Here is a 12,261-nt window from a genome sequence, read left to right as displayed (position 1 = left end):
GTCGCGTCGCACGCGATGTCGGGGAGCTGCCGACCGCCCCTGACGAAAGGGAATCCCGTGCGAACCAAGAGCAATCGAATACGTCGTGTCTGCGTTGCCGCGTGTGCGGCCCCTCTGCTGGTGCTCACCGGAGCGGCCGCCGCAGGCGCCGCGGCGACGGTCACCGTCCCCGCCGCCGTGCCGCGCGCCCTGCAGACCTCGCCCGGCGAGGTCCTGCAACTGGTCAACGCCGAACGCGAAAAGGCCAACTGCCCCGCACTCCATGAGAACGCGCAGCTGACGCACGCCGCCAAGGTCTTCGCGGACGACGCCGCCAAGAACAACATCACCACGCACACAGGCTCCGACGGCTCCTCGCCCCAACAGCGCATCAAGGACGCCGGCTACAACGCGGGGCCGTCAGCGGAGAACATGTCCTGGGGAGACACCAGCGCCAAGCAGGTCGTCGACGGCTGGATGGGCAGCACAAAGGGCCACAAGGGCAACATCCTCAACTGCTCGTTCACGGACACCGGCGTTGCCGTCAGCGGAAAGTACACAGTGCAGCTCTTCGCGGCGCCTGGTTGATCCCTCCCTCTGCCGGGCGACTCAGAGCGCCTCGGTCAGCCGGTCCGCGAAGGCGACCGGGTGCTGGAGGACGCCGAGGTGACCCCCGGGGAACTCGACGAAGTCGCCGCCGCTGAGCTCGGCGAGCAAGGCGACGGTGCGGAAGGGGAGTTGGCCCCGTGAGTCGCTTCCGGCACCGAGCGTGAGCCGGGAGGACAGACCCTTCAGGGCGTCCAGGTCCAAGGCGTGGGAGGTGAAGGGGCGCAGGACGTGTCCGAGGAAGATGTCCATCGGCGTGTTCTGAGTGTTCCGCGCGCTCTCACCCCCGTCGGCCACAGCGGACGCGGGACGCGGACCGGGCTCCCAACTCCGGCCCTCCAGACCGGCGCCGAGCCGGGCCGCGGCCGCCGCCACCCCCTCCGCACGGTAAATCTCATGCACCTCCGTGATCATCGCGTGCTGCCGTGCCGCGTCCGGCAGCACGCCGATGCTCGGTGGCTCGTGCGCGACCACGCGCCCCAGCCGCTCCGGGTGGCGGGCCAGCAGGTCCAGGGCGACGATCCCGCCGGAGCTGCTCCCGAAGACGTGGGCGGACTCGCCGTCCGGGAGGAGCGAGTCGAGCAGCTGGTGGGCGCGGTCGCTCCACACCTCCACGCGCTGGTCTTCGACCGGCCCGACGAGCGGGCCGCGGGACAGCCCGAGCGGGTCGTACGTCACCACGGTGAACCGCTCGGAGAGGCGCGCGACGGCGCCGTCCAGCCCCATGGGGTGACCGGCCCCGCCGGGAATGACCAGCAGCAGGGGCCCGCTGCCCCGCACGTCGTAGTGTCCGTCGTAGTGCCCGTCAAGCATGATCCTCTTCCTTCCGCTCGCTCCGTGGCCAGTGCTCCAGGGCCGTGTGCAGGCCGTCGAGGGCCCGCTCCCACGAGGTCTGTACGTCCCTGGCGGCGTGAAAGCCGCCGATCGCCTCCAGGGCGCAGAAGCCGTGGAAGGTGCTGCGCAGCAGCCGCACGGCGTCGGTGAGGTCGGGCTCGGACAGGCCGTACGCGTGGAGCATGCCGTAGGTGATCTCGGCCGTTCGCCGGAACGCGTCGGACGCGGCGCCGACGGCGGGGTCGATCGGCGTGTGTGTGGCGGCGTAGCGGCCTGGGTGCGCGAGCGCGTACGTCCGGTAGGCGCCCGCGAAGGCGACGAGGGCGTCCTTGCCGGCCCGCCCGGCGATCGCCGTGGCGATGCCGTCGATCATCTCGCCCGAGGCCAGCAGAGCGACCCGCGTACGCAGATCGTGCAGGTTCTTGACGTGCGAGTACAGACTCGCGTCCTTCACCCCGAACCGGCGCGCCAACGCGGACAGGGTGACGTTCTCGAACCCGACCTCGTCGGCGAGATCGGCCGCGGCCTCGACGACACGGTCGGGAGTGAGCCCGGCACGAGCCATGGGACCAACCACCTCAGGAGCAGTGCCTTGCCTGAATGCCTGACGATCTTGCCGTCTGACTACCTAGGGATCCTAGGCGACACCCTAATATACACAGGAACGTGGGGAGTGGGAGTCTGTAGTGGACTGGGGAGGACGTAGTGGTGCTTGAGCAACAACTGCCCGAAGGGCTCGTCACGCCGGCGCTGGTCGTGGACGCCGACGTACTGGACCGGAACATCGCCCGCATGGCGGAGGCCGCCAGGACCGGCGGCTTCGCGCTCCGGCCGCACGCCAAGAGCCACAAGTGCGCGGAGATCGCGGGGCGGCAGCTCCGGGCGGGTGCGCGCGGGCTGTCGGTGGCGACTTTGAGCGAGGCGGAGGCGTTCGCGGCGGCGGGCGTGGACGACCTGTTCGTCGCGTATCCGCTCTGGCCGGACGAGGGCAGGGCGCGGCGCCTGCGCCGACTGGCCGACGTGGTCGCGCTACGGGTCGGCGTCGACTCGGTGGAGGCGGCGCGGCGGCTGGGGGACGCGGTTCGGGGGAGTGACCGCCCGGTGGAGGTCCTGGTCGAGGTGGACTGCGGCACGGCGCGGACCGGAGTGCCGGCCGCGGACGCGGGACGGGTGGCCCGGGCCGCGTCGGACGCCGGGCTCCGCGTGCTCGGCGCGTTCGCCTTCCCCGGACACGGATACGGCCATGACCCCGACGCCCGGGAGCGGGCGGCCCGCGACGAGGAACGGGCCCTGGCCGAGGCGGCGGAGGCCCTGCGCGAACTGGGCCTGGAACCCCAGGTGTTGAGCGGCGGTTCGACCCCCACGGCCGGCCGCTGGCGCCCCGGCCCGGTCAACGAACTCCGGCCCGGCGTCTACGTCTTCAACGACGCCCAGCAACTGGCCATGGGCTGCTGCGGTGTCGACGACCTGGCCCTCTCGGCCGCCTCGACGGTCATCAGCGTCCCCGCCCCGAACCGTTTCGTCCTGGACGCGGGCAGCAAGGTCCTCGGCGCGGACCGCTCCGCGTGGGTGACCGGCCACGGCTACCTCCCGCGGTACCCCGAGGCCACGATCACCGCCCTCTGGGAGCACCACGCGGTGGTCCACCTCCCGGAAGGCGTACCTGCCCCCCGCCTCGGCTCGGTACTCGCCGTCGTCCCCAACCACGTCTGCCAACCGGTCAACCTCGCGGAGGAACTGGTGATCGCCAGCCAGGGCGTGGAACTGGACCGTTGGAGGGTGGCGGCACGCGGGGCCAATACCTGAGTGATCGGGGGCTGCTCGTCAGGCGGTCGTCATTCCTTGAGGAACTCCTCGACCGCCGCGCAGAACTCGGTGGGACGGGTGATATGGACGCGATGCCCGGCGGGGATCGTCAGGAACCGGCCCTCGGGAAACCGACCGGTCACTTCCGCGATCCTCTCCTGAGGCAGGTGACTGTCAGTTCCGTGCGCGATCACCAGGGGTGGGCGGCCCAGTCGTGGCCGAGGGGTCCCGGCAGGCGTTGCGGAGGCTGTTGGCGAATCCGTCTGGTGATGTCGGTCCGATCCCATGGGTGCTGGAGACCGTGAACACTTACACGGTTAAGTGCTCACGGTTTCCGAGGGGGGGGGTGTCCCTGGCGGCGGATTCGCCAGCGGCATCGGGCGTTCGAAGGAGTACGCACCGGGGTGCGGGCTGCGGCCATGCCCACCGAACTCACGGAAGGCCAGTCGCATGCCGCTCCCCTTGTCTGTACGTTCGTGCGGGCCGGCCTCAGTCTCCGTTCACCGCTCGGCCGACTGGCGGGCCGGGGGTGGTGAGGGGGTCGGGGAGGGAGCAGGGTGCGGATCCGCGAGCGGTGGCAGTGACGTTGTGACGGGGGTGCCGTTCAGGATCGAGCCGCCCAGTTCGTGGGCGAGGAGGCGGTGGGTGCCGTGCCAGGTGGGGAGTGGGGTCCGGTCGCGGCGCAGGGCCGCGCGGTCGACGGCCTGCAGGGTGGCGTACAGGGCGAACGCGAGGACGAGGACGGACGCGATGAGGGCGTAGACGGGGGTGTAGGTGTGGTCGAACATCGAGCGGTGGGTGTCGACTTCTGAGGAGTTGACGCCGAAGAAGGCGAAGAGGAGCCCCAGGGTCGCGGTCACCGTGGTGACGAAGGTGACGGCGGCGACCGTACGGACGCGGCGCCGGTCGGCGGAGCGCTGCTCGGCCGACTGGATCGACGTCAGCTCGGCCGCCGCGGAGTTGGCGAGGCGGGACAGGCCCCTGCTGATCTTGGCGGCGCGCTCGGTCACCCCCATCGCCTCGTACAGGGCGGTGTGGTACGCCGTCGGCCTGAGGGAGGGGATCAGCGTGGCCAGATCGGCGGGCGTCTCCACGCTGTAGCCCAGCTCGAGTTCGAGGTGGCCGAGCGCGTCCGTGATGTGTTCGAGCAGCGTGCGCCGTTCGTGGGGGCGGGCGCTGCCGTCCGAGCGGTTGCGGAAGTGGCGGGTGTAGGAATCCGCGAGGACCTGGATCTCCCGCAGGCGGGCCGCGGAGGCGACGGCCTGCACGACCGAGAGGAACGCGGCGTTCTCCACGTAGTCCTGATGGCCCGTCAAGAGGCTGACGTACGGTCCGAGGGCGCCGGTCGTGGTGGGGCGGCGGTTCAGTTCGTCGGGCAGGCAGATGGAACTGTGTTCGGGGCGGGCGGGGAGATCGGCCCGGTAGATGACCCGCTGCACTGTGTCGGCCGACGGGACGTCCGACGGGGTCGGTGAGGCGCGGAAGACGAGCTGGTGGCGCTCCTGGAGCAGCCCCGGCGTGGTGGCGCCGACCCTGGACGCGGCGAGCTCCTCCAGTCCGACGCTGTCGCACGTGAGGTCCGCGTAGTAGAGGTCTTCGAGGAGGGGGATGCAGGCGATCAGGGGAGTGTCGACATCGAGGGTGAGCGCCAGCAGGATCTGGCCGGACGGTGCTGTCAGGTACCAGAGTGTGGCGGCTGTGATGCCGGACGCCGCGGTGGTGTTCCACCGACGGCAGGCCACCGTCAGGGGGTCGAGCTGCTCGCGCAGCAGGACCTGGGGTAATTGATCGGCGTGCTGCTCGTAGAAGGTGGCGAGCCGCCCCAGCTTGAGTAGGCCGGCCGGGTGGTTCGGATGACCGCTTTCGTCTCCGCTGCCGCCCGGCGCGTACGTCCACGAGGTGGCATACACAGTCGTCAATCGAGTGCCGTCGCGGGAGACGTACGGTGCGAAGGGCGCGTTGTCCGGTTCAGAGGGCGTGCCAGCGGGCGCCAAGGTTCCCTCTCCTCAACGACTCCATGCGCAGCGCGAACTCGGCTGCCTCAGCGGGGGAATGAGTGACGTTCTGCATCAGCCAGGTGGACATGCCGAGCTCCCGCACGGTGCGCAGGATGCGATATCCCGGATGCTTCGTCACATCCATGCCGTACGTGTCGACGAATGCGGCGTACTCGGCGGGTGGCAACCCGAAACGGTCCACGGCCGTGGCTGTCGGTAGCAGGTCCCATGCCCGGGGCCCCATGGCGACGGCCTCGTAGTCGATGAGCAGCACTCGCTCGCCGCGCCGCAGCAGATTGCCACGGTGCGCGTCGCCGTGTACCAGCCCATACGCCGCAGGGTCCGCGGCGACGAGGGCGTGGAAGTCGTCCTCCGCGTCGCGACAGGCGGCTTCGAGGAAGGCGAGGTCGGCCTCCGCGACACACTCGGCCCGCTCCAGCCTCCCTTGCATCAACGGAAAGGGGTTGAGCGGCGGGACGGCGAAGTCCGGCTCCGGCAGCGCGTGCAGCGCTCGCAGGAGCCGGGCCAGGTCGGACAGCTCCGGCGTGGGGAGGGCCCCCGGTGGCACGTACTCCCAGAAGGTCACCAGCCGACCCTCCACCGCGACTGGCTGCGGCAGGTCGTCCCGTGGCGGGATCGCAGGGAACCCCTGCCGCACGAGCCAGCGGGCGGTGGCCAGTTCCTTCGCCACCTTCTCGGTGAGCGCGTCGGACCGGGCGACTCGGTAGACCAGCCCCTGCGCGGGCTCGGCGAAGAGCGCGTTCTCGCCGATCCTCAGCAGCTCAAGATCGATGGGGGGGGGGTACGCCGATTTCGCCGCAGGCCGACTTCACCGCGGCTGCGGCAGTGGATTCAGTGAACGGGCCGTATGGGGACGGCTGTTGGGAGCTCATGTCTGGCTCAGCCTTGTCAGGGGAAATGCGACTGTCAAGGGGGCACCTCCTTGGCGAGGCGTCTTTCCCGAAGAAATTTTGCAAAAATACTTTGGGAAAGCGTCCGGGGCGCTCTACCCTCCTGTCATGGTCAGCGACGAGCACAAACGCGTACTCGATCCCGAGCGGGACGCGGGGGCCCTGAAGGCCCTCACCCACCCTCTGCGTATCCGGCTGCTCGGGATGTTGCGGCAGGACGGCCCGGCCACCGCGAGTGAACTCGCGGTCAGGACCGGGGAGTCGTCCGCCTCCACCAGCTATCACCTGCGGTTTCTGGCGAAGTACGCGTTCGTCGCCGAGGCCGCGCACCGGGACGGGCGGGAGCGCCGCTGGCAGGCGGTGCATTCCGTGACCTCCTGGAGCAACAAGGCCATGGAGGCTTCGCCGGCCAGCCGCGATTTCCTGAGCCTCTCGCGCAGGCGCCAGATCGAGCACCTGGAGGCGTCGCTCGTACGGTACGAGGCGGATGTCGCCGAAGGGCGGTTGGGCCAGGAGTGGCGGGAAGCGGCTGGGATCACCGACCTGATGCCCCGTCTGACCCCCGAGTCGCTCACCGAACTCTCGGAGGCGATCGACCGGAAGCTGGAGGAACTGGCCGCGCGCGACGCGGAGGATCCGCGGGCCGAGCGGGTCGTGTTCGTCGCGGCGGGCCTGCCGCTGGCGTCGCGTGGGCCCGACGCGAAGCCAGGAAGAGAGGGGCCGGGTACGGCGGGGTCGGGGACCGAGGGTGGTTCCGGGTCATGACCACGTCGCCGGACTTACGTACCGCCCGCTCCCGTTACGTCACGGCCTGCGCTCTCTTCTGGCTGCCCGCAGGGCTGACCATCGCTCCCCTCATCCTGCTCTTCACCGAGCGGGGCATGACCATGGCCGCCATCGCGGGCTTCTTCGCCGCCCACTCCCTCACCGCCGCCGCGCTGGAACTCCCCACCGGAGGACTCTCCGACGTACTCGGCCGCCGCGCCGTCCTGGCCGCCGCCGGACTGCTCAACCTGACCGCCCTGACCCTCCAGGCCCTGGGCACCACCGCCTGGGTCCTCACCCTCGGCATGGCCCTGATGGGCACGGCCCGCGCCCTGTCCAGCGGCCCCGCCGAAGCCTGGTACGTCGACACCGTCCACGCACACGTCGGCCCCGACGCCGAACTCCGTACGGGACTCGCCCGCGGCGGCTCCGCGACCTCCGCCGCGCTCGCCACCGGCACGCTCCTCGGCGGCGCCCTGCCCTGGCTCCTCGGACTCGGCCCCGACCTCGGGGCGGGTCTCTCGGGGGCGACCTCCGGGCTCGTACTGCCCCTCTCCGTTCCGCTGCTCCTCGGCGCGCTGGTCGACATCGCCTTCGTGCTGTACGTCCTGACCGCCCTGCGCGAACCGCCCCGCGCGAAAACCACCGTCCGCGACATCCTCCAGGGCATCCCGGCCACCGTCGTGGGCGGACTGCGGCTGGGCGCACGGGACGCCCTCGTCCGGCGCGTGTTCCTCAGCGCCGGGGCCGTGGGCTGCGCCCTGGCCGCGCTCGAACTCCTCACCCCGGGCCGCGCCGCGGCCCTCACCGGGGCCTCGGAGTCCGGCGCCGTCGTCTACGCCGTCATCGCCTGCCTCGGCTTCGTCAGTTCCGGCGTCGGCAGCCACCTCGCTCCGCTGACGGCCCGGCTCGCGGGCAGCGGCCAGCGCGCGGTCCTGGTGAGCCTCGGCGCCGGGGCGAGCGGGCTGCTTCTGCTCGGCGCCACGGCGGTGTCCACGGCACCGTTCGCCACGGTCCTCGCCGCCTGTGGCTACGCCCTCGTCTACCTCGGCATCGGTGCGGCGGCACCCAGTGAGAACGAGCTCCTCCACCGCCGTGTCCCCAGCGCCGGCCGCGCCACCGCGTTGTCCGTCCAGTCCCTGGCCCTCCAACTCGTGGGGGCGCTCAGTGGTCTGGTCGTCGGGGTGCTTCCGTCGGGTCCGCTGCCGTGGCTACTGGGCGGCACCGCGCTGGTGGCGGGGGCCGCGCTGTGGATTCAGCGGGACCGGTCCACGCCCTCGTGTGCGGCGAACTCCACGAACTCGGCCCAGGTGGCGGGGGAGAGGGCGAGTTGAGGGCCGGAGGTGTGCTTGGAGTCGCGGATGTGGATGGTGGTGGGACAGGTGGCGACCTCGACGCAGTCGCCTTCACTTCCACTGCTGTAGGTCGACTTGCGCCAGGAGAGGGCCACTTCGACGCAGTCGTCACCCTCGCTGCCGCTGTACGTGCTCTTGAACCAGGCCAGTTCGGTAGTGCTCATAGCGCTCCTCGCATCTCCCGGAGCAGGCTCACCGTGTCTTCGGGGGTGAGAGCCTGTGAGCGCATCTTGGCATATCGCTGCTGGAGCACGCTGATCGCTTTACGGTCACTGATCAGGTGCCCGGTCCTCTGGCCTTCGGCGTACGCGAGCCACTCGTTCTCCGGGGTCTCCAGCAAGCGCATGGGGCCGTCAAGTCCCGCGTGCACCGGCTGCCGTAGCGGCATCAACTGGATCTCGACGTTCCAGTGTCGCTCGTTCACCTCCAGCAGGTGGTCGATCAAGACGCGCGTGACCTCCTCGCTGCCCGTGTGCCGCTCCAACACCGCCTGCTCGATGATGAAGTTGAACGCCGTGGGCCGTTCCCGACCCGTACTGAGCAGTTCCTGTCGCGCGAAGCGCGCGGCCACACGCTGCTCGACCTGCTCGTCGGTCGGCCGCTGCGGCACGTTCCACATCACCGCCCGTGCGTAACCGTCCGTCTGTAACAGGCCCGGCACCAAGCGGCATTCGTACGTATAGAGACTGATCGCCTGCTCCTCCAGCTCCGCCCACTCGCGGAACCAGGACGCCAAACCCGGCTGCCGCGTAGCGTACTTCGCCGCCGCTCTCAGTACACCGAACGCATCCAACACCTCCTCCGCCCGCTCCACATACGCCCGCGGCGGCAACCGCCTCCCCTGTTCGATCGACGCCACCGTGGACGGCTGATACCCCACCAGGGGAGCGAACTCCTCCTGCGTCAGCCCCGCCCGCTTGCGGCAGGCCTTGTGGACCAGGCCGAACGTCTTCAGACTGTCCGACGGTTCGGGCTCGTTCGTGGTGCTGTTGGTCATGCTGGGTATGGTCACGGACGGTGACTCGTACTGTCCACAGCGTGAACTCCTACAGAACGCGGCGTACGAGTGGCGTCGCTGGCAGACCCCCGTGATGCCCGGGACCGTTGAGGCATGCAAGGAGACATCCGGGCCCAAGAGCCGGTCACCGTACGCACGTTCACGCAGCTCTTCAGCAGCACTCCGCGAGGGGCCCGGCTCGCGCGGCGGCTGGTCGCCAACCGGATGGACGTATGGGGGTTCGCGTACGACAGCGAGGCGAGCGAAGACGTGAGCCTGGTCGTGGCGGAGCTGGCCGCGAACGCCGTACGGCACGGCAGCGTGCGCGGGCGCAGCTTTCGCGCACGGCTGGTGCTGCGCGACGGCGTCGTACGCGTGGAGGTGGCCGACGGGCGGACCGAGCGGCTGCCGGTGCCGCGTGAGCCGGACGGCGAAGGCGGGCGCGGACTGGTGCTCGTCGCGGCGCTGGCCGAGCGGTGGGGTGTGGAGGAGCGGATCGGGATGGCCTACAAGGTGGTGTGGGCGGAGCTACGGGTGAGCCAGGGTGGGTAGTTGAGGTGCGAGTGGCGAGTCGACTCGCCCCCATCGCCCGCAGATAACGCGCCCGCCGCCCCGCGTTCACCTTCCGCACCGAATCTCCTCGTGGCGCGCTCTCGCGCTCGCGGCGCACGACTCAGGAGGCAACCATGGGGCACGGGCACGGGCACACGCACGGAGACGGGCACGGTCATCACCACCACGGCCACGATCACGGTCACGGTCACGGCCACGAGAGTGAGTCGCTTCCCGCTGCGTTCGATGCCTCCGTGCCCGACGAGGCCCTGACCCCCGAGCAGCAGTCACGCCGTTCGCTGCTGCGTCGTGCGGGGCTGCTCGGCGCGGGACTCGCCGCCGGCGGCGTGCTCGCGCAGGGGGAGGCGGCGGCCGCACCGGCGTACGCCTCCAGTTCCACGAGCGGTCGGCGACGGGACGGGTTCCTCTGGCTGTCCGGTGACCACCACATCCACACCCAGTACAGCAGCGACGGCAAGTACCGTGTCGGCGACCAGGTCCGGCAGGGCGCCGCGCACGGCCTGGACTGGATGGTCATCACCGACCACGGCAGCGAGACGCACGCCAAGATCGGTGTCGACAAGGTCAACCCGGACATCAAGGAGGCCCGGGAGAAGTACGAGGACACGCTCGTCTTCCAGGGCCTGGAGTGGAACATCCCGGGCGCCGAGCACGGCACCGTCTTCGTTCACCCCGGCAACAACGAGGTCAGCGTCCTGAAGGCGTTCGAGACGTCCTACGACGGCGCGGTGAAGGGCACCAGCGGGTCGTCGCCCGCCAACGAGGCGCTCGCCGTCGCCGGCCTCAACTTCCTCGCGGAGCAGGTGCAGCGGCGCAAGGTCAAGGACGCGCTGATGCTCGCCAACCACCCGGCCCGTCGTGGTGTCGACTCGCCGCACGAGATCCGCGGCTGGCGCGACGCGACCGGCTCGGGCCGTCAGATCGCCGTCGGTTTCGAGGGCGCGCCGGGCCACCAGGCGGCCGGCCTCGCCACGCCGCTCGGCATGGGGCGGGCCCGGGGCATCTACGACAACAACCCGAGCGCCGACTCCTTCGCCGGCTACCCGCTGGAGAGCTACCGCACCTGGGGCGGCTTCGACTGGATGACCGCCACGGTCGGCGGCCTGTGGGACAGCCTCCTCGCCGAGGGCAAGCCCTGGTGGATCACCGCGAACTCCGACTCCCACCAGGTGTACACGGACACCGCCGTCCGCGGCGGACCGGACAGTGACTTCACCGCCAACGGCAAGCACACCGACCCGGTCTACGGCGGCAAGATCGACCTCACCCAGGGCGACTACTGGCCCGGCCAGTACAGCCGTACCCACGTCGGCGCCGACGGCTTCTCGTACGCCGCCGTCATGGACGGCATCCGCGCCGGGCGCGTGTGGGTCGACCACGGACAGCTCATCAGCGGCCTCGACGCGCGGGTGGCGGGCGGCAGCCGCTGGGCGACCCTCGGCGGCGCGCTGCATGTCAAGAAGGGGCAGAAGGTCACGCTGACGGTCGACATCGCGCTCGCCGACGGCCCCAACTGGGCGGGCTTCGTACCGAAGTTGGCTCGCGTGGACGTCATCCAGGGCGATGTCACGGGCGCCGTCGCGGACAAGGACACCTTCACCGCGCCGACCGCGAAGGTCGTCCAGTCGTACGAGGTGAACAAGTCCACGGGCGTGGTGCGTCTCTCGTACTCCCTCGGCACGGTCGACCGCCCGGTGTACGTCCGGCTGCGCGGCACCGACGGCAACCGTTCCGCCACCGGTCTGATGGGCGCGGCGGTCGACCCGGCGGGCCCGGCCGTGGACGTCGTCGGCGACGCGGACCCGTGGAAGGACCTGTGGTTCTACTCCAACCCGGTGTGGGTCCTGCCGTCGTGACCGAACGGTACGTCGTCGGGGTGGACACCGGTTTGTCCGGAACCCTGCGGACAGCCGACCATCTCCTCCTCGACCTCGCCGCCGAACTCGGCCTGGACGAAGGGGTAGTGGGCTGCACGCACCATGTGCGGGAGGGGCGGCGGCACACCGCGCTGTCCTTCTCCACCCCCTCGGAGCGGGTGGCGCGCGCGGCCTGGCGGTCGCTCACGGAACGCGAGTTCGGCGCCGCCCTCGGCGCCGAGCGGCACGGTCCGCAGGAGCTGGCCGCCGGCGCCGCGCACGCCGCCGCGGAGCACCTCGCGCGCACCGGGGGCCGTGCCGTCCGCTACGCCGGGGCCGACGCCCTCACCGGAACGGTGACCGTCGCCCGGCTGCTGGCCGTCTCCGCGGTGGAGCGGATCGTCGTCCTCGGGGCACCCGACGGTCCCGACCCGGACCAGCGGATCATCACCCGTGATCACGTACGACCGGAGTGGCGCGAAGGGCGACTGGTCCTGGCCGCGATGCCGGCCGCGGGCGGGACGCTGGTCCCGTTCGAGGTACCGGATCCCACCCCGTGCTGCGCGGATCACTGACCCGAGG

At 70.8% G+C, this 12,261-nt stretch carries 14 protein-coding genes; 7 read left to right on the top strand and 7 right to left on the bottom strand.

Annotation, left to right across the window (positions count from 1 at the left end; translation table 11 throughout):
• Positions 1 to 120 precede the first annotated feature (120 nt).
• Positions 121 to 567: a CAP domain-containing protein gene (locus OG568_RS13600; RefSeq protein WP_329531705.1), complete on the top strand. Its 447-nt coding sequence runs from the start codon at positions 121 to 123 to the stop codon at positions 565 to 567.
• A gap of 21 nt (positions 568 to 588) precedes the next feature.
• Here OG568_RS13600 and OG568_RS13595 read toward each other — a convergent pair whose 3' ends face one another.
• Together OG568_RS13595 and OG568_RS13590 are read right to left on the bottom strand one after the other, a co-directional pair.
• Positions 589 to 1,398 carry an alpha/beta fold hydrolase gene (locus OG568_RS13595; RefSeq protein ID WP_329531704.1) on the bottom strand — a complete coding sequence of 270 codons (810 nt, stop codon included), beginning with the start codon at positions 1,396 to 1,398 and terminating at the stop codon, positions 589 to 591.
• Positions 1,391 to 1,984, bottom strand: a complete 594-nt coding sequence (locus OG568_RS13590; RefSeq protein WP_266586937.1) for a TetR/AcrR family transcriptional regulator — start codon at positions 1,982 to 1,984, stop codon at positions 1,391 to 1,393. Before OG568_RS13590 ends, OG568_RS13595 begins: the two co-directional genes overlap by 8 nt.
• A gap of 143 nt (positions 1,985 to 2,127) precedes the next feature.
• Here OG568_RS13590 and OG568_RS13585 point away from each other — a divergent pair, with 143 nt between their 5' ends.
• Positions 2,128 to 3,225, top strand: a complete 1,098-nt coding sequence (locus tag OG568_RS13585) for an alanine racemase (protein ID WP_329531703.1) — start codon at positions 2,128 to 2,130, stop codon at positions 3,223 to 3,225.
• Positions 3,226 to 3,254: 29 nt separating this feature from the next.
• Here OG568_RS13585 and OG568_RS61445 read toward each other — a convergent pair whose 3' ends face one another.
• The 3 genes from OG568_RS61445 to OG568_RS13575 form a co-directional block, all read right to left on the bottom strand.
• Positions 3,255 to 3,368, bottom strand: coding sequence for an alpha/beta fold hydrolase (locus tag OG568_RS61445; RefSeq protein ID WP_443077637.1), 114 nt, complete (start codon positions 3,366 to 3,368; stop codon positions 3,255 to 3,257).
• Between the two features lie 357 nt (positions 3,369 to 3,725).
• Positions 3,726 to 5,135, bottom strand: a complete 1,410-nt coding sequence (locus OG568_RS13580) for a hypothetical protein (RefSeq protein ID WP_329536353.1) — start codon at positions 5,133 to 5,135, stop codon at positions 3,726 to 3,728.
• 58 nt (positions 5,136 to 5,193) lie between these two features.
• Positions 5,194 to 5,913 (bottom strand): phosphotransferase enzyme family protein, encoded by a 720-nt coding sequence (locus tag OG568_RS13575; protein ID WP_329531702.1) that lies wholly within the window; start codon positions 5,911 to 5,913, stop codon positions 5,194 to 5,196.
• A 328-nt stretch (positions 5,914 to 6,241) separates the two neighbouring features.
• Between OG568_RS13575 and OG568_RS13570 the strand changes: the two genes are divergently transcribed.
• Together OG568_RS13570 and OG568_RS13565 are read left to right on the top strand one after the other, a co-directional pair.
• Positions 6,242 to 6,898 (top strand): ArsR/SmtB family transcription factor, encoded by a 657-nt coding sequence (locus OG568_RS13570; protein ID WP_329531701.1) that lies wholly within the window; start codon positions 6,242 to 6,244, stop codon positions 6,896 to 6,898.
• Positions 6,895 to 8,232 (top strand): MFS transporter, encoded by a 1,338-nt coding sequence (locus OG568_RS13565; protein WP_329531700.1) that lies wholly within the window; start codon positions 6,895 to 6,897, stop codon positions 8,230 to 8,232. The genes OG568_RS13570 and OG568_RS13565 overlap by 4 nt, the downstream gene beginning before the upstream one ends.
• On the opposite strand, the gene OG568_RS13560 is transcribed toward OG568_RS13565, so the two are convergent.
• Both OG568_RS13560 and OG568_RS13555 read right to left on the bottom strand, forming a co-directional pair.
• Positions 8,154 to 8,417 carry a DUF397 domain-containing protein gene (locus OG568_RS13560; RefSeq protein WP_329531699.1) on the bottom strand — a complete coding sequence of 88 codons (264 nt, stop codon included), beginning with the start codon at positions 8,415 to 8,417 and terminating at the stop codon, positions 8,154 to 8,156. The two genes, OG568_RS13565 and OG568_RS13560, sit on opposite strands and share 79 nt — an antisense overlap.
• Entirely contained in the window at positions 8,414 to 9,250 is an 837-nt protein-coding gene (locus OG568_RS13555; RefSeq protein ID WP_329531698.1) for a helix-turn-helix domain-containing protein, read from the bottom strand. Before OG568_RS13555 ends, OG568_RS13560 begins: the two co-directional genes overlap by 4 nt.
• 114 nt (positions 9,251 to 9,364) lie before the next feature.
• Here OG568_RS13555 and OG568_RS13550 point away from each other — a divergent pair, with 114 nt between their 5' ends.
• From OG568_RS13550 to OG568_RS13540, 3 genes are all read left to right on the top strand, one after another.
• Positions 9,365 to 9,802, top strand: a complete 438-nt coding sequence (locus tag OG568_RS13550; RefSeq protein WP_329531697.1) for an ATP-binding protein — start codon at positions 9,365 to 9,367, stop codon at positions 9,800 to 9,802.
• 134 nt (positions 9,803 to 9,936) lie between these two features.
• Positions 9,937 to 11,679, top strand: coding sequence for a PHP domain-containing protein (locus OG568_RS13545; RefSeq protein WP_329531696.1), 1,743 nt, complete (start codon positions 9,937 to 9,939; stop codon positions 11,677 to 11,679).
• On the top strand, positions 11,676 to 12,254 hold the full coding sequence (locus OG568_RS13540; protein ID WP_329531695.1) for a hypothetical protein: 579 nt from the start codon (positions 11,676 to 11,678) through the stop codon (positions 12,252 to 12,254). The genes OG568_RS13545 and OG568_RS13540 overlap by 4 nt, the downstream gene beginning before the upstream one ends.
• The last annotated feature ends 7 nt before the right edge of the window (positions 12,255 to 12,261 follow it).

Origin of the sequence: Streptomyces sp. NBC_01450, assembly GCF_036227505.1 — a bacterium.
Taxonomy (GTDB): Bacteria; Actinomycetota; Actinomycetes; order Streptomycetales; family Streptomycetaceae; genus Streptomyces.
This window is presented reverse-complemented; position numbering and strand designations above follow the sequence as displayed.

Excerpts from the sequence above, each read along its gene's own strand:
- OG568_RS13595 (WP_329531704.1), bottom strand. The coding sequence starts at position 1,398 with ATGCTTGACGGGCACTACGACGGACACTACGACGTGCGGGGCAGCGGG.
- OG568_RS13590 (WP_266586937.1), bottom strand. The coding sequence starts at position 1,984 with ATGGCTCGTGCCGGGCTCACTCCCGACCGTGTCGTCGAGGCCGCGGCC.
- OG568_RS13570 (WP_329531701.1), top strand. The coding sequence starts at position 6,242 with ATGGTCAGCGACGAGCACAAACGCGTACTCGATCCCGAGCGGGACGCG.
- OG568_RS13565 (WP_329531700.1), top strand. The coding sequence starts at position 6,895 with ATGACCACGTCGCCGGACTTACGTACCGCCCGCTCCCGTTACGTCACG.
- OG568_RS13560 (WP_329531699.1), bottom strand. The coding sequence starts at position 8,417 with ATGAGCACTACCGAACTGGCCTGGTTCAAGAGCACGTACAGCGGCAGC.
- OG568_RS13555 (WP_329531698.1), bottom strand. The coding sequence starts at position 9,250 with ATGACCAACAGCACCACGAACGAGCCCGAACCGTCGGACAGTCTGAAG.
- OG568_RS13550 (WP_329531697.1), top strand. The coding sequence starts at position 9,365 with ATGCAAGGAGACATCCGGGCCCAAGAGCCGGTCACCGTACGCACGTTC.
- OG568_RS13545 (WP_329531696.1), top strand. The coding sequence starts at position 9,937 with ATGGGGCACGGGCACGGGCACACGCACGGAGACGGGCACGGTCATCAC.